The sequence below is a fragment of the Ureibacillus sp. FSL W7-1570 genome, from assembly GCF_038593265.1.
Taxonomy (GTDB): domain Bacteria; phylum Bacillota; class Bacilli; order Bacillales_A; family Planococcaceae; genus Ureibacillus; species Ureibacillus suwonensis.
The window spans coordinates 2,183,144-2,199,982 of record NZ_CP151979.1; the positions used below are offsets into that span (position 1 = coordinate 2,183,144).

At 44.5% G+C, this 16,839-nt stretch carries 10 protein-coding genes, 1 tRNA gene and 3 rRNA genes; 2 read left to right on the top strand and 12 right to left on the bottom strand.

Going from position 1 to position 16,839, the window contains the following annotated elements:
• Positions 1-24 precede the first annotated feature (24 nt).
• The 9 genes from NST13_RS10950 to NST13_RS10990 all read right to left on the bottom strand — a co-directional run bounded on the left by NST13_RS10950 (position 25) and on the right by NST13_RS10990 (position 12,283).
• Positions 25-1,260, bottom strand: a complete 1,236-nt coding sequence (locus tag NST13_RS10950) for an ABC transporter substrate-binding protein (RefSeq protein WP_342580605.1) — start codon at positions 1,258-1,260, stop codon at positions 25-27.
• A 42-nt stretch (positions 1,261-1,302) separates the two neighbouring features.
• Positions 1,303-2,364: a branched-chain amino acid ABC transporter permease gene (locus tag NST13_RS10955; protein WP_342580606.1), complete on the bottom strand. Its 1,062-nt coding sequence runs from the start codon at positions 2,362-2,364 to the stop codon at positions 1,303-1,305.
• Positions 2,365-2,368: 4 nt separating this feature from the next.
• The gene (locus NST13_RS10960) at positions 2,369-3,250 is read right to left on the bottom strand and encodes a branched-chain amino acid ABC transporter permease (RefSeq protein WP_342580607.1); all 882 of its coding nucleotides are present in this window, start codon (positions 3,248-3,250) and stop codon (positions 2,369-2,371) included.
• Positions 3,225-5,132 (bottom strand): AMP-binding protein, encoded by a 1,908-nt coding sequence (locus NST13_RS10965; protein ID WP_342580608.1) that lies wholly within the window; start codon positions 5,130-5,132, stop codon positions 3,225-3,227. Before NST13_RS10965 ends, NST13_RS10960 begins: the two co-directional genes overlap by 26 nt.
• Positions 5,126-5,917, bottom strand: coding sequence for an ABC transporter ATP-binding protein (locus NST13_RS10970; protein ID WP_342470930.1), 792 nt, complete (start codon positions 5,915-5,917; stop codon positions 5,126-5,128). Before NST13_RS10970 ends, NST13_RS10965 begins: the two co-directional genes overlap by 7 nt.
• Before the next feature lie 386 nt (positions 5,918-6,303).
• Positions 6,304-6,378 (bottom strand) — tRNA-Asn (locus tag NST13_RS10975).
• 947 nt (positions 6,379-7,325) lie between these two features.
• A 5S ribosomal RNA gene (gene rrf, locus NST13_RS10980) occupies positions 7,326-7,441 on the bottom strand.
• Between the two features lie 66 nt (positions 7,442-7,507).
• A 23S ribosomal RNA gene (locus NST13_RS10985) occupies positions 7,508-10,434 on the bottom strand.
• Positions 10,435-10,730: 296 nt separating this feature from the next.
• Positions 10,731-12,283, bottom strand: a 16S ribosomal RNA gene (locus NST13_RS10990).
• The 16S, 23S and 5S rRNA genes sit together here, the layout of an rRNA operon.
• Before the next feature lie 243 nt (positions 12,284-12,526).
• On the opposite strand from NST13_RS10990, the gene NST13_RS10995 reads away from it, so the two are divergent.
• Positions 12,527-13,174 (top strand): hypothetical protein, encoded by a 648-nt coding sequence (locus NST13_RS10995; protein ID WP_342470929.1) that lies wholly within the window; start codon positions 12,527-12,529, stop codon positions 13,172-13,174.
• Between the two features lie 170 nt (positions 13,175-13,344).
• Here NST13_RS10995 and NST13_RS11000 read toward each other — a convergent pair whose 3' ends face one another.
• Positions 13,345-14,043: a KinB-signaling pathway activation protein gene (locus NST13_RS11000; protein ID WP_342470928.1), complete on the bottom strand. Its 699-nt coding sequence runs from the start codon at positions 14,041-14,043 to the stop codon at positions 13,345-13,347.
• A 152-nt stretch (positions 14,044-14,195) separates the two neighbouring features.
• On the opposite strand from NST13_RS11000, the gene gerD reads away from it, so the two are divergent.
• A complete protein-coding gene (gerD, locus tag NST13_RS11005; protein WP_342580609.1) occupies positions 14,196-14,816 on the top strand; it encodes a spore germination lipoprotein GerD in 621 nt (206 codons plus the stop codon).
• Between the two features lie 72 nt (positions 14,817-14,888).
• On the opposite strand, the gene NST13_RS11010 is transcribed toward gerD, so the two are convergent.
• Both NST13_RS11010 and cwlD read right to left on the bottom strand, forming a co-directional pair.
• Complete coding sequence (locus tag NST13_RS11010; protein WP_342470926.1) at positions 14,889-15,944, bottom strand: P-loop NTPase; 1,056 nt, start codon at positions 15,942-15,944, stop codon at positions 14,889-14,891.
• A gap of 83 nt (positions 15,945-16,027) precedes the next feature.
• Complete coding sequence (cwlD, locus tag NST13_RS11015; protein WP_342470925.1) at positions 16,028-16,741, bottom strand: N-acetylmuramoyl-L-alanine amidase CwlD; 714 nt, start codon at positions 16,739-16,741, stop codon at positions 16,028-16,030.
• Between the last annotated feature and the right edge of the window lie 98 nt (positions 16,742-16,839).

A 16,839-nucleotide genomic window follows, 5' to 3' on the forward strand; every position in this document is an offset into this window, starting at 1 on the left:
CCCTTTTCGGATTTTCTCCATCTATTAATCGTTATGGCTGAAGTAATCAGTAATCGGCTCCCATTTTCCATTTTTTACAATACCCAAACGAGTCTTTTCTGTTCCGGCATGATTATCCGGTGCAAATGATACGTTTGCGGCAAGTCCTCCCAAGTCCAGATTTTGAATGGATTCAAGACCTTCACGAATTTGTGGACCTGTCAAATCTCCATCAGGGTATTTTTCAGCAGCGATTTTGATTGCTTCAACCATTATTTTTGCAGCAACCCATCCCTGTACAAATTTTTGGTTGATATCATCAATCGTCTTGCCTTTTGCATCCAAATACTCTTTAATTTCAGCCATCCCTGGCATATCTTCATATGGAAATGCGTGGGAAAGGATGCCCATATATCCTTCGGCAACATCCGCTCCAACGATATCAATGATTCCTTCTCCCGCTGCCCAGTTTAAACCGATAAATTGCGTATCGATGCCCAATGTTTTGGCATCACGCAAAATGGTTGAAGTTGCTCCCCATGTTTGTTGAATAATCGCATAATCCGGATTTTTCTTTTCCATATTCAGCAATTGGGATTGGGCTTCTGTTGCCTGAACATCAATCACCTGTTCATCTACCACTTCCACTCCGACTTCTTTAGCATAGGCTTTGATATCTTCAATCGGTGATCTACCGAATGCTGTATCATTATAAAGAAGCGCCAGTGTCGGAGGGGTGTCACCTTCATGATTTTCAACAATCCATTTCAGGATTGCCCGTCCTTGATCGGAATAAGAAGCGGCGGTTAAGAAGTTATATGGACTTTCTTTAATATTTTTCAAGTTTTCGGAATAGGAAGCTGAAATGAATGGCAGCTGATCAGAAGCAACTTGTTGTCTTAACGCTTCCGTATCCCCTGTACCCCAACCTAATATGGCAACAGCCTTTTCCTTGTCACGCAATTCTTGATAAAGTTTTTGCGCTTCCGGAATTTGATAAGCGTAGTCTTTACCGATTAGTTTTAAATTCAGCCCTTCCACTCCACCTTTCATTTCCAAATACTCGAAGTAAGCTTTTTCCCCTTCCGCATAAGGGGTTCCTACATCTCCGGTACCTCCTGTAATATCATACAAACCGCCAACAACGACGGTTCTCTTTCCGTCGGATCCGGATGAATCGGAAGAAGTGCTTGGACTGGCCGAATCTTGGCCTCCGCATGCTGAAAGAATGAGCAACAACACCCCTAGTAAAAACCCCAATAAACTTTTGCGTTTCAACATCTGATCCCCCTTGTTTTTTATATAATTAATTTTTTATCAACCTTAGTAAGAGAATGGCCAGACTCTAAAATAGTTTTTAATGTTTTGCCAAATATGCGCTAAACCGCCCGGCTCAAATATTAGGAAGAGAATAATCGCCAAACCGAAAACAAATTCTTTGAAGGCGGAGAATAATTGGTAAAGATCCGGCATGTAGGCGGTTAACAGGTCAACGACAGAAGTGAGTCCAACCGGCAACAAAGTGATGAAAATCGCCCCTAAGATGGAACCCAGGATGCTTCCCAATCCGCCAATCAACACCATGGCGAGGTACTGAATGGAAACTTGAATATTGTAAAGTTCCGGGCTCACAATCATTGTGTAGTGGGCCAGCAATGCACCGGCGATTCCTACGAAAAAGGAACTGATAATAAAGGCCAACACCTTATAGTAAAACAAGTTGATGCCCATGATTTGTGCCGCAATATCCCGGTCCCGAACCGCCAAAAACGCCCGCCCGACCCTTGTTCTTAACAGGTTTACCGAATAAAGTACAGTCAACATTAAAATGATGATGGTTAAGTAATAGTAAGAAGCATTCGATGTGAGAACATAATTTCCAATGACCGGCCGGCTTAATACCATCCCTGCCGTCCCGCCCGTCACACTGTCCCATCGGCTGATGATGAATGTAATGATGACTTGGGCGGCGAGTGTAGCAATGGCCAAATATAATCCTTTCAGCCTTAGTGAAGGGATTCCAAACAAACCTCCCACCAACGCTGTGACAATCCCCGCCAAAGGAAGGGATATCCAGAAACTTAATCCATAAGTTGTTGTCAAAATGGCTGTTGTATATCCTCCAACCCCTAAAAAGGCGCCGACTCCGATTGAAATCTGGCCGGTAAATCCCGTCAAAATGTTCAATCCGATGGCGCCAATTGCAGAAATGGCGCATAGCGTCAACAGACCCACCCAATAGTTGGAGGCATATAGCGGCAATGTCAGCAGAATGATCAATAAAATGAGCCATTTTATGATTTCACTCTTTGTACCAAAGAGCTTCATATCCTTTTTATAGGAAGTTTTATAGTTTCCGCATTCTCTCACAAACAAATTCCTCATTTGATTACACCCTCTCAATACCACGGCTGCCAAATAAGCCATGTGGTTTTAGCATTAAAATTAAGAGAACGACAATGAATGGCACTACATCTTTTAAACCTCCCCCTACGAGAGGATCTAAATAGCCGCCTGCCAAGTTTTGAATGATGCCAATCAGAAATCCTCCAATAATCGCACCGATGACACTATCAAGACCTCCAAGAATGACCACGGGCAAAACCGTCAAACCGATGGCAGACATCGTAGGATTGACTCCATTGATGTTTCCAAGCAAAATTCCACCGATGCCGGCAACCATTGCGGCAATCATCCATGTCACCGCTAAAACAAACTTCACGCTCATCCCCATGGATAATGCAGCTTGCCGGTCGTCGGCTACGGCCCGCATGGCAAGTCCAATCTTGGAAAACTTGAAGAAAATCGAAAAAACAATCAACAAAATCACGACAATGATAAAGGACCATAAGTAGACGGGAGTGACGATGATGCCTCCCAAATTTAACGGTGTCTGAGGAAATACCGGTGGAAATGTTCTGGTTGAATGCCCCCAAATAATATGGACTGCACCCGCGAGTAAACTGGATAATCCAAGAGTTGCCATGATGACGGAAATGGTTGGGGCATTTTGCAATTGCCGAATGACCAGTCGCTCGACAACCAGCCCCAGGACCGCGCTAAAGATTAACGTACCTATAAACGCTGCAAGGAAAGGCACGTTTAATGAGGTCATGATGACTAAGCAAATGTACGGACCAAATAGAACAAATTCGCCATTTGCAAGATTCAGCGCACCACTTGCCCGATAAATCAATACAAATCCCAAGGCAACAAGACCATAAATGCTGCCGACGACAATCCCATTAATAAGCATTTGCAATAAGAACATCCTCAGTCACCTCCAAATTCCGCTCCAATTGAATGATTTGCAATGGTATTTCCGCTTCCGATATGCGGACTTGAACCGTCCCATTGTTGGAATACATTGCATCAATAAGATCTTTATAAGTGTTTTCCACATGATTCCTTCTGATTTTTAATGTCCGTGTCAGTTCACCGGCATCTGCCGTGAACTGTTTGGGCAACAGGATGAGTTTTTTCACCCGTTCTTGCGGCGGCAATTCGTCCATCAGCCTTATCATTTCTTGCTCGATGAATTCAATCACATCTTTATTTACAGATAAATCAGAAAATTCTGTATATATTATCCGCCGTTTGTCCGCCCATCTTCCAACCGTAGTCATATCTATGTTAATGAGCGCCGTCAAAAATGGACGGTTTTTTCCCACTACAACGGCTTCTTGAATATAAGGGCTGGACTTTATGATATTTTCAATTTTATGAGGATAAATTTCTCCTTTCGGCATGACGATGACGTCTTCTTTCCGGTCTAAAATAAATAAATGACCGTCTTTATCAATAAACCCTTTATCTCCGAGGGAAATCCATCCATCCACGATCCATCTTTGATGTTCCGGTTTTAAATATCTGGAGAAGATCGCATTATTTTTCAAATAGACAAGACCGTCGATCCCAATTTTCACTTCCGTATTCGGAAGCGCCACTCCGGAACTGCCTGCTTTGATGTCATCATCCCGTTGGACAATGGCAATTCCTGCAACTTCTGTCCCGCCATAGGTCTGTTTAATATTCACTCCGATGCCATGGTAAAAATAGAACGCTTCAGGATGCAAAGCCGCTCCTATCACATAGGCCCTTCTCGTTCTTGCAAATCCCAAGTGGTCACGTATCGCACTAAAGACAATGGCATCTCCAAGGAAGTACATGAATCGATCAAAAGCGGACAAGCGGATTTTTTCCAACTTTGCTTTTGCCCGTTTATCCCCGTATTTTTTGAACAATTGATACACTTTTCTATTCAACCAGCTGGCTCCCTCTAAACGCACCTGCACATTGGACATGATTGATTGGTACACTCTTGGTGAAGCCACCACCGTTTGGGGACCAATTTCTCTTAAATCGCCGATCACCGTATCAGGCCGCTCCGGAAAATTCACTGTTAACCCTATTACAATAGGGATTACGATGCCCATAATCTGCTCATGAATCCATGCAAGCGGTAAAAAAGAAAAGTAGTCATCCGTTTTTTTCATTTCATCCAGTTGAATCAAGTTTTTTGCCGCTTCTATCAATTGATGATGGGTATACACAGCCGCTTTGGGATCTCCGCTGGTTGCCGCACTATAGGAAATGAGTGCTTCCTGATGACCGCTTAGCAAAGTGATTTGTTGTTCAAAGAAAGCAGGGTGTACTTTTAAATGTTCTTCTCCAATTTTTAATAACTCTTTCATGGAGATTAATTTGGGGTTTTGGTAATGACGCAACCCCCGAACATCATAGTGGACAATATGTTCAACAAACGGGATATCCTTCTCAATGGATAACAATTTATCGACTTGTTCCTGGTCTTCCACAATAACGATTCTCGGCTTCAGATCATTTAAATAATATCGGATTTGCTCTGGCAAAGATTCCTGATAGATTCCCGCCGAAATTCCGCCAATGGTTTGTGTTGCGAGCTGGGCATATAACCATTGGGGTTTATTTTCCCCGATGATTGCGAGGATTTCTCCCGCCTTGAAATCAAGATGCTTATGCAATGCAATCGAGAGTTTTTTGACATTTTCTAAATAATCGTTCCATGTGATTTCCTTCCATATCCCCAACTGTTTCTGCCTTAAAGCGACTCCAGAGGAATCCTGATTTGCCCGTTCTACTAATAGAAATGGCAACGTCACCTCTTTTACCATGTTTTTCCCCCTTCAATAACGGTATCCTCTCCAATATAAGCTTTAATAACATCTGGATTTTCTCTGACTTCTTTTGGCGTGCCAAACCCTATCCGTTTTCCAAAGTCCAGCACCGCAATGTGATGAGATAAACTCATGACCACTCCCAAATCATGTTCGATCAGAACCACAGTCGTTTTCATGACTTCGTGCATATCCAGGATAAATTGCGACATCCTTTCCTTTTCAGCGCCGTTCATGCCAGCCATCGGTTCATCCAACAAAATTAGCTCCGGATTCAACGCTAATGCCCGTCCAACTTCCACCCGTTTTTGAAGGCCATAAGGAAGGGTTCCCACCGGTTTGTGGCGAATGTCTTGCAGCTCCAAAAATTCAATCACTTCCTCCACTTTTTCGCGATGTTCAATTTCTTCCTTTGAAGCCTTTCCAACATAAATTCCGCCGCTGAACACGCCGGATTTCATCAAAGTATGTCTGCCCAATTTAATATTGTCCAACACCGACATATGAGCAAACAAAGCGATATTTTGAAAGGCTCGGGCAATTCCCAAGGCAGTCCGTTCATAAGGCTTCATGTCCGTTATATCTTTTCCTTTATAGCGGATGGATCCACTCGTCGGTTGATACAATCCGCTAATACAATTCAGCATGCTTGTTTTTCCTGCCCCATTTGGACCAATAAGTGAGAATATTTCACCTTCATTGATAGAAAAAGAAACTTGATCTAAAGCTTTTACTCCTCCAAAATGCAATGAAACATTTTCTATCTCCAAAATCGGCCCCAACAAAGTTCCCCCTTCAAATTTATTATTCTTAATCAACTATTGATGGACAAAATGTTTTGTATTATATATTACCGATTTTTCTTTTTTATGATTAAAATTTTCTGCTTTTTCAACATTTTTTATCATTTACAATCTTCCTGATCTCCAAATTACTGACGGAAAATACTAAGAAGTTATTTTAATATGATATTTTTTGAAGAAAAACATTTGATAGATGAATTATGTATGGGGAAAATTATTTTATTGTTAAATAAATGCTTTTTCTACTTTCATTCTTAGTTTTTTCAGGGGAAATGTTTATAAGGAACGAAAACTTTCGGAAGGATTCATCAAACAATGCAGAGGAAGGCATTTAGACATCTTGGGGTGAAAAAAGGCAATAAAAATGGCTCCGAAGGTAGGATTCGAACCTACGACCAATCGGTTAACAGCCGATTGCTCTACCACTGAGCTACTTCGGAACGGTTTTAACAAAATTTTATTTTATTGAGTACAGATTACATTATAACCATATTTTCATTTTTTTCAAGTAGTAAATTTAAAAAGTTTTTCTTTTCCGTTTTTTCATAAAGAAGAACGAGGGAAGACTATGAAAAACTCTTTACAGCACTTCAAAATAACTATATGAAGATTCCATCAAAAGACAAAAACCATTTGGTGAAATTATTGGATTCTTGCATCTATTCGATTGACCATCAACAAAAATATCGTTGGATCCGTATGAAAGAGATGAAGAGGGGAATGAAATCACCGTTCATTCCCATGATGTAAAAGGCTCGATTATGGAAATCGCAGAAAGGCAAGGAAGACGGGATTTTCAACAAATCTTTTTATCGAAATTGCGAAATAACTAATCGCATTGCTTTAAATCATAGATGCAGTAATCCAATCCCCCCCGTAACACTGATTTACGGGGGGTTTAGGATTCAACATCCTCATGCCTATATCCCTCATGGCATATCGATAAAATATTTCATTGAATTTATAGTATTCATCTTACATTATTTTCGAAAAAATCATCTTCAAAAAAACCTTTTTAATTCAATTCTGCTTCATTATTAAGAATGAATAGACTGTCGGTCTTTATCAGTATGGATTTCACTTGAAAAAGAGTCCTGCTCTCGCAGGGGGCCCCCCAACTCCCATCGGCGCTAACTCCGAAGCACGTTGACCGGCTACTCTCGTCAGCTTCGGCGGTCCGGTGCTCACGTACCAAGTACGCTCCGCTCCGTGCCGCCTCGCTTCCTTGATCTTCTTGGTCCCCGTGCTTCTCGTCTGCTTCTAATTGGTTTGCTGTTTCGCTTTTTGGTTCCTGCTTCTATATCGCGCCGAGCTGACCTTCGGTCTTTGGTAGTTGGGGGCAATAAAAAAAGCCACTACCGACTTTCTGTCAGTAATGACTTTTTGAGCCTAGCGACGTCCTACTCTCGCAGGGGGAAGCCCCCAACTACCATCGGCGCTAAAGAGCTTAACTTCCGTGTTCGGTATGGGAACGGGTGTGACCTCTTTGCCATCATCACTAGACTTGTTTTATGTATTGTAGAGAGGTTGTTCTCTCAAAACTGGATAACGGCATTGAAAGCATTTCTTTTGGTTAAGTCCTCGATCGATTAGTATCCGTCAGCTCCACACGTCACCGTGCTTCCACCTCGGACCTATCTACCTCATCGTCTTTGAGGGATCTTACTTGCTTATGCAATGGGAAATCTCATCTTGAGGGGGGCTTCATGCTTAGATGCTTTCAGCACTTATCCCGTCCACACATAGCTACCCAGCTGTGCCTTTGGCAAGACAACTGGTACACCAGCGGTGTGTCCATCCCGGTCCTCTCGTACTAAGGACAGCTCCTCTCAAATTTCCTGCGCCCACGACGGATAGGGACCGAACTGTCTCACGACGTTCTGAACCCAGCTCGCGTACCGCTTTAATGGGCGAACAGCCCAACCCTTGGGACCGACTACAGCCCCAGGATGCGATGAGCCGACATCGAGGTGCCAAACCTCCCCGTCGATGTGGACTCTTGGGGGAGATAAGCCTGTTATCCCCGGGGTAGCTTTTATCCGTTGAGCGATGGCCCTTCCATGCGGAACCACCGGATCACTAAGCCCGTCTTTCGACCCTGCTCGACTTGTAGGTCTCGCAGTCAAGCTCCCTTATGCCTTTACACTCTGCGAATGATTTCCAACCATTCTGAGGGAACCTTTGGGCGCCTCCGTTACCTTTTGGGAGGCGACCGCCCCAGTCAAACTGTCCACCTGACACTGTCTCCCAAGCCGATCAGGCTTGCGGGTTAGAATTTCAGTACAACCAGGGTAGTATCCCAAGGGCGCCTCCAGGGAAGCTGGCGCTCCCCCTTCTACGGCTCCTACCTATCCTGTACAAGTTGCACCGAAATTCAATATCAGGTTACAGTAAAGCTCCACGGGGTCTTTCCGTCCTGTCGCGGGTAACCTGCATCTTCACAGGTACTATAATTTCACCGAGTCTCTCGTTGAGACAGTGCCCAGATCGTTACGCCTTTCGTGCGGGTCGGAACTTACCCGACAAGGAATTTCGCTACCTTAGGACCGTTATAGTTACGGCCGCCGTTTACTGGGGCTTCAATTCGGAGCTTCGCTTGCGCTAACTCCTCCTCTTAACCTTCCAGCACCGGGCAGGCGTCAGCCCCTATACGTCACCTTGCGGTTTTGCAGAGACCTGTGTTTTTGATAAACAGTCGCCTGGGCCTATTCACTGCGGCTCATCGGGGCTTGCACCCCAATGAGCACCCCTTCTCCCGAAGTTACGGGGTCATTTTGCCGAGTTCCTTAACGAGAGTTCTCTCGCTCACCTTAGGATTCTCTCCTCGACTACCTGTGTCGGTTTGCGGTACGGGCACCTCCCGCCTCGCTAGAGGCTTTTCTTGGCAGTGTGAAATCAGGAACTTCGCCTCCTAAGAGGCTCCCCATCACCGCTTGGCGTTACGGGAAGCGGATTTGCCTACTTCCCCGCCTTGCGGCTTGGACACGCGCGACCAACGGCGTGCTTTCCCTATCCTCCTGCGTCCCCCCATTGCTCAAACGGCGGGGAGGTGGTACAGGAATATCAACCTGTTGTCCATCGCCTACGCCTTTCGGCCTCGGCTTAGGTCCCGACTAACCCTGAGCGGACGAGCCTTCCTCAGGAAACCTTAGTCATTCGGTGGATGGGATTCTCACCCATCTTTCGCTACTCATACCGGCATTCTCACTTCTAAGCGCTCCACCAGTCCTTCCGGTCTGACTTCTGCGCACTTAGAACGCTCTCCTACCACTCGTGCGAAGCACGAATCCACAGCTTCGGTGAACCGTTTAGCCCCGATACATTTTCGGCGCAGCGTCACTCGACCAGTGAGCTATTACGCACTCTTTAAATGATGGCTGCTTCTAAGCCAACATCCTGGTTGTCTAAGCAACGCCACATCCTTTTCCACTTAACGGTTACTTTGGGACCTTAGCTGGTGGTCTGGGCTGTTTCCCTCTTGACCACGGATCTTATCACTCGTAGTCTGACTCCCGCGTCTAAATAGCTGGCATTCGGAGTTTGTCTGAATTCGGTAACCCGAGGTGGGCCCCTAGTCCAAACAGTGCTCTACCTCCAGTATTCGTTACGCGAGGCTAGCCCTAAAGCTATTTCGGAGAGAACCAGCTATCTCCAAGTTCGATTGGAATTTCTCCGCTACCCACACCTCATCCCCGCACTTTTCAACGTGCGTGGGTTCGGGCCTCCAGTGAGTGTTACCTCACCTTCACCCTGGACATGGGTAGATCACCTGGTTTCGGGTCTACGACCACGTACTCTTTCGCCCTATTCAGACTCGCTTTCGCTGCGGCTCCGTCTCCTCGACTTAACCTTGCACGTAATCGTAACTCGCCGGTTCATTCTACAAAAGGCACGCCATCACCCGTTAACGGGCTCTGACTACTTGTAGGCACACGGTTTCAGGTTCTCTTTCACTCCCCTCCCGGGGTGCTTTTCACCTTTCCCTCACGGTACTGGTTCACTATCGGTCACTAGGGAGTATTTAGCCTTGGGAGATGGTCCTCCCGGATTCCGACGGAATTTCACGTGTTCCGCCGTACTCAGGATCCACTCTGGAGAGGATGGATTTTCGACTACAGGGCTGTTACCTTCTACGGCCGTCCTTTCCAGAACGGTTCGTCTAACCCATCCTTTTGTAACTCCGTATAGAGTGTCCTACAACCCCAAGAGGCAAGCCTCTTGGTTTGGGCTGTTCCCGTTTCGCTCGCCGCTACTCAGGGAATCGATGTTTCTTTCTTCTCCTCCAGGTACTTAGATGTTTCAGTTCCCTGGGTGTGCCCTCTTAACGCTATGAATTCACGTTAAGATACTGCTCCATTACGAGCAGTGGGTTGCCCCATTCGGAAATCTCCGGATCAAAGCTTACTTACAGCTCCCCGAAGCATATCGGTGTTAGTCCCGTCCTTCATCGGCTCCTAGTGCCAAGGCATCCACCGTGCGCCCTTACTAACTTAACCTTGCGGCTTACGATTTGCTTGCGCCTCGTAACCCTTGATGGTTTGCTTTTCTATCAGAAAAGCGTAAGAACTTTACAGTAAATTTCTTGCTTTCAATGTCGTTTATCCAGTTTTCAAAGAACAAGCCTACTGACTTCGTTCGCAACTTGAATTTACGTCAGCGAATCAGCTCCATGCAGGCTTGCGACGAGTAATGATTTCACTTCTCGAATACGCATCGCGCAGGAGCAACGTTTGAAGGTATGAACCTTCAAAACTGAACCCAAAACGTTAATGTTTTCCGTTTATATCCTTAGAAAGGAGGTGATCCAGCCGCACCTTCCGATACGGCTACCTTGTTACGACTTCACCCCAATCATCTGTCCCACCTTCGGCGGCTGGCTCCCGGAGGGTTACCTCACCGACTTCGGGTGTTACAGACTCTCGTGGTGTGACGGGCGGTGTGTACAAGGCCCGGGAACGTATTCACCGCGGCATGCTGATCCGCGATTACTAGCGATTCCGGCTTCATGCAGGCGAGTTGCAGCCTGCAATCCGAACTGAGAGTGGCTTTTTGGGATTCGCTCCCCCTCGCGGGTTCGCTGCCCTTTGTACCACCCATTGTAGCACGTGTGTAGCCCAGGTCATAAGGGGCATGATGATTTGACGTCATCCCCACCTTCCTCCGTATTTGTACGGCAGTCTCCTTAGAGTGCCCAACTGAATGATGGCAACTAAGGACAAGGGTTGCGCTCGTTGCGGGACTTAACCCAACATCTCACGACACGAGCTGACGACAACCATGCACCACCTGTCACCGCTGTCCCCGAAGGGAAGGCCATGTCTCCATGGCGGTCAGCGGGATGTCAAGACCTGGTAAGGTTCTTCGCGTTGCTTCGAATTAAACCACATGCTCCACCGCTTGTGCGGGCCCCCGTCAATTCCTTTGAGTTTCAGTCTTGCGACCGTACTCCCCAGGCGGAGTGCTTAATGCGTTAGCTGCAGCACTAAGGGGCGGAAACCCCCTAACACCTAGCACTCATCGTTTACGGCGTGGACTACCAGGGTATCTAATCCTGTTTGCTCCCCACGCTTTCGCGCCTCAGCGTCAGTTACAGGCCAGGAAGCCGCCTTCGCCACTGGTGTTCCTCCATATCTCTACGCATTTCACCGCTACACATGGAATTCCGCTTCCCTCTCCTGCACTCAAGTCTCCCAGTTTCCAATGACCCTCCCCGGTTGAGCCGGGGGCTTTCACATCAGACTTAAGAGACCGCCTGCGCGCGCTTTACGCCCAATAATTCCGGACAACGCTTGCCACCTACGTATTACCGCGGCTGCTGGCACGTAGTTAGCCGTGGCTTTCTAGTAAGGTACCGTCAGGGCGCAGCCAGTGACTGCTGCGCTTGTTCTTCCCTTACAACAGAGCTTTACGATCCGAAGACCTTCTTCGCTCACGCGGCGTTGCTCCATCAGGCTTTCGCCCATTGTGGAAGATTCCCTACTGCTGCCTCCCGTAGGAGTCTGGGCCGTGTCTCAGTCCCAGTGTGGCCGATCACCCTCTCAGGTCGGCTACGCATCGTCGCCTTGGTAGGCCGTTACCCCACCAACTAGCTAATGCGCCGCGGGCCCATCCTATAGTGATAGCAGAACCATCTTTCAACCCCGAAGCATGCGCTTCGGTGTGTTATCCGGTATTAGCACGCGTTTCCGCGAGTTATCCCGGTCTATAGGGCAGGTTACCCACGTGTTACTCACCCGTCCGCCGCTAACCAATTAAAAAGCAAGCTTTCTAATTGGTCCGCTCGACTTGCATGTATTAGGCACGCCGCCAGCGTTCGTCCTGAGCCAGGATCAAACTCTCCATAAAAGAAAATTTGATTAGCTCAAACTTTTGTCCGTATCCAATCCGTCGACGAGAGTCAACGAATTGGAAAATTTATATCATTAACGTTTCGGTGTTCAGTTTTCAAGGTTCATTTGACATGTTTCGTTGTCTTTCGACGACTTTTCCATAATATCATCTGTCAATCATGAAAGTCAACACTTTTTCATAAGTTTTTTTAGGAACGATTTTTCATTCAATAAAATCAGATAAAAAGGGGACAAACTGATGTTTCGTAAATTGTTCATTGCACTATTTATAATGGCAATTATCTTTTTGGTTTATCCACAGAAAAATTCATTGATTTCCGTTTTTCGAATGACCGATGAACCTCTTGTCATATCAAAAGGGAATTACGGACAATCATTAATAATAGAGATTTCTTTTACCCATGATGGATTCCCTGAATGGTTGGAGTCTCTCAATGCGCCCTATCCAATCTTAATGCTGGATGCAAGTTGGATTGAGCGTTCCCCTAAGCTGGTGGAAGTGATACAAAAGAAAAACATTCCCGCTGGTTTGTTGGGGGGATTGGGCAAAGAAGAATATAGCATAGAAGCCTTCAAAAAGGAAGTGGAAGTTTACGAGAAATATTTTGGCAAGAAACCGCTATGGTTTATGACAAGGGATTATGAATTTCCCGAAAATCTGAAGCAGGCAGTTTTTAATGAAGAAATTAATTTATTATCACCATCCCACATATACGACGAAGGAAAAAAATACAACGACGTAAAAGGGGCCATCGTTAGTATTCAACTCCACGAACAAACGAAGCCCGATTTTAAAAAACTCTCTGAATTCATGAAAACCCATAAATTTATCTCTTTGGAAGAAAACATTTTCGGTTATTCCATCAAATCCACAAAAATGCCATGACAATGGATGCCATCCCCTTAGCTGTATTATTTACAACTAAAATAAATGTATCTGCCTGGTAATCAACGTTTATGAAAAAATTGTCCAAAAGGGTTAAAAAACTGCCCGGAACTTTTTCCGGACAGTTTTTCTATTGCTTCTTCAGACTTTTTTAAACAGCGGAAGCATCTTCATTTTGACTCGTTTGCAATATTTTTCATATTCAACTTTTTCTGTTGTCTCGCTTTTTTTCGTTCCTCTAATTTTTTACGGTCTTCATCTGATTTTTTATTGTATTTTGGCAAAGCTAATATTTGATAAGCGTTTACAGCCACCAAAGGGAACAACAACAAAGCAACATATGTATCAATATTGCCTTTGCGTCCCATCAAAGGAATAATCCATTCTAATGATGTGATAACAATCATAAAGAACATTGCCGATATCAAAATATGCTTTTTGCCGGTCAATTGGACTTTTTTGATTGCTGTTGCAATTGCGCCGGAAATCAGGAGTATCAGCAAACCGATATAAAACAGCCAATCTTTCACATTTTCAGCGGCAGGGGCAAAGCGGAAAATAATCAAATCTCCTATAACGACAATCATCAGCAAAACTTGTACCCAGTTCCATAACGTTAACGTTCTGAAAACGCCAACCCCAATTTGATGAATGGTCAAGTAAGCAAAGAAGCCTGCTTGAGCAATTACGCTCATGGTGAAACCCAAAAAAATCATCCAAAGAAAAGCAGCAAGGAATTCTCCGATTTCTCCTGCAGCCAAGTAATCATTAAAAAAATTCCAACGAATGATGAGACCTGCCACGCCTGTGACGATACCGCCTATGAGCATACACATCAAGAAAAATTTAAACCAATTTCGTATTGTCACAATAATGCTCCCCTTATTTTTTTCACTTTAATCATTATTTTATCAATGGTTTTTTAAAAAAGCTATCCAAGTTCTAAACATGTACATATTTATTAAGAGAAATGTGAACAATAATGAAAAATAGAGCCTTTATATAGAAAGGACTGAGAAAGGTGAATAATCCCCTGTTCAATCGATTGTTAACCCTGTTGTTGATATTGATTTTGCTTGCGAGTTGTTCTGAATCACCGAATGCGCAACCTTCTTATGAAGAAGTGAAAAAAATCGTTGTTGATGCGATTCAAACAGAAGAGGGCAAAAAGGCGATACGGCAATTATTAGAAGATCCCAGCTTCAGGGAACTGGTGGTGCTTGAGCATGACGAAGTGGAAACAGCTATCAACAACTCATTGATGTCAGATCAGGCTTCCGATTTCTGGAAAAAGACCTTTGAAGATCCGAAGTTTAAGGAATCGATGGCGAAAAGCATGAAAGAACAGCAGACCGAAATCATGAAGCAATTGATGAAAGATGCGTCCTTTCAAGAAGACTTGATTTCTTTCTTTGGACAGCCTGAGATGAAGAAAGAATTGGAATCTATCCTAAAAAGCGCGGAATTGAGGAAAGAGATTGAAAAAGTGGTAATGGAAACAATTGAAAGTCCATTACTGCAAACAAAATGGCAAGAGTTGATTAAAAAGAGCGGTGAATCCGGTGGTTCTAAAGAAAAAGAAAAAGGAAAAGAAGAAAGTGGTGGACAAGAAGGGCAAGGACAAGATGGTGGAGGCAGCTAATACAGTTGATAAAACGATGTTTAAAAAGAGCGAATTGGAAAACTCAGCGTTTTCACAATTCGCTCTTATCTTTTATTGTTCCAATTTATCAATCACTTTTTGAGCAATATCCATATAAATTTTGCCCGTTGGATGGTCTGGTTCGTAAATGGAAGGTGCAAAATCTTCGTCATTCCAATCAGGTTGTCCTAACGGGATTTGTCCCAATAAATCCGTGCGCAATTCTTCCGCAAGTTTTTGTCCTCCGCCTTTGCCAAAGACATATTCCCGCTCGCCGGATTTTGACTCATACCAAGACATGTTTTCAATAACGCCAAGCACTTCATGATTCGTTTGAACCGCCATTGCTCCAGCACGTGCTGCGACAAATGCCGCTGTTGGATGTGGAGTTGTGACAATGATTTCTCTTGAAGCTGGCAATGCTTGGTGAACATCCAGCGCTACGTCACCAGTTCCCGGCGGCAAATCCAATAGAAGATAGTCGATATCTCCCCATTCAACATCGCGTAAGAATTGATCCAACACTTTTCCCAGCATTGGCCCGCGCCAAATGATCGGTGCGTTGTTTTCCACAAAGAATCCCATGGAAATGACCTTAACCCCTTTACGTTCCACAGGATAAATCCGATCATTTTTTACAGTTGGCATTTCTTCGATTCCCATCATATCAGGAACACTGAATCCATAAATATCCGCATCGACCAAGCCCACTTTTTTTCCTAAACGTGCTAAAGCAACCGCCAAATTGACGGATACGGTAGATTTTCCGACGCCGCCTTTCCCTGATGCAATGGCAATCACTTTTACTGTGGATAAAGGCGATAAAATATCATGCGTCTCTTCTTCTGTCGCTTTTCCGCGGAAACTTTCAATGACTTCAGCTGGCAGTTCTTCAAATCGAATTCCAACTGTGGAAGCGCCGGCTTCCTTTAACTTCTCAACGATTTTCATCTGCAATTGCAATTGTTCCGGCGTATTTGTTTTGGCAATCGCCACTTTAACGCTTACATGATTTTTTTCTTCTTTTATTGATACATTGACGATACCGTTTGTTTCTTTCAGCGTTCTATGTAAAAACGGGTCTTCCAGTTGTCCTACAATTTCGCGGACTTGTTGTTCATTAATCACGTTAAACACTCCCCTATATATGCTTCCGATGATAGTATAAGTATAACACACCGATTGACTATTAATAGCTATATTTACACCGCTTATTCAATCTCCAAATTTACATAGTTTTCAATTCCGTCCACAATTGCATCCGCCATTTTTTCTTGATATTTTCCATCTGATAATAAGGCTCTTTCTTCCGGATTGCTCAAAAATCCCGTTTCCACAAGAACAGCTGGAACTTCCGCTTTTTTCAATAAGTAAATTTGTTTGATGGCTAAAGCTTCCCGATCGGTATTTTGCAGCTTTTCCTTAATGGAAGATTGGATGGCTTTCGCAAGCAGTTCGCTGTTTGGGTGACCTTCTTTATGGTAAAACACTTGTGCGCCTCTCCATTTTTCTTCCGGGATTGCATTTGCATGGATGGTGATGAAAATATCAGGATCGTTTTCTTTTACAATCTGTTCCCGTAAAAAGATATCTTGTTTTTTCCTCTCCCGTAAAGTGGCAAATTCTTCGCTAGGTGCATGTTCCGAAAGCACGTCTCCATCCGTTGTTCTTGTCATGACCACTTCCGCACCCAAACGTTTTAATTTTCTTTCCACTTTTTTTGCAATTGCCAGTGTAACATCTTTTTCAATTACATTTTCCGCCGATGCGCCTCCATCAATTCCTCCATGGCCTGCATCGATCACGATTCTCACCCCTCCAAGTGGCTCCGGAAGGAAAAATCGATTATCTGACGCGCTTGTCTCATACATCACCACCAACAAACAGCAGAGCAAAATGACAATTAGTGCAATCCATCGTTTCAAATCTACTACACCGCCTTTTGCAACCTTTTGCACTACTATACGCTGGAAGGAGGGCTTGTATGAGTAAAGAATATTGATATCTTTTAATGTAAATCTTT

Bases quoted from the DNA above. Each gene is read 5' to 3' on its own strand.
- NST13_RS10950 (WP_342580605.1), bottom strand. From the start codon at position 1,260: ATGTTGAAACGCAAAAGTTTATTGGGGTTTTTACTAGGGGTGTTGTTG.
- NST13_RS10955 (WP_342580606.1), bottom strand. From the start codon at position 2,364: ATGAGGAATTTGTTTGTGAGAGAATGCGGAAACTATAAAACTTCCTAT.
- NST13_RS10960 (WP_342580607.1), bottom strand. From the start codon at position 3,250: ATGTTCTTATTGCAAATGCTTATTAATGGGATTGTCGTCGGCAGCATT.
- NST13_RS10965 (WP_342580608.1), bottom strand. From the start codon at position 5,132: ATGGTAAAAGAGGTGACGTTGCCATTTCTATTAGTAGAACGGGCAAAT.
- NST13_RS10995 (WP_342470929.1), top strand. From the start codon at position 12,527: ATGTTTCGTAAATTGTTCATTGCACTATTTATAATGGCAATTATCTTT.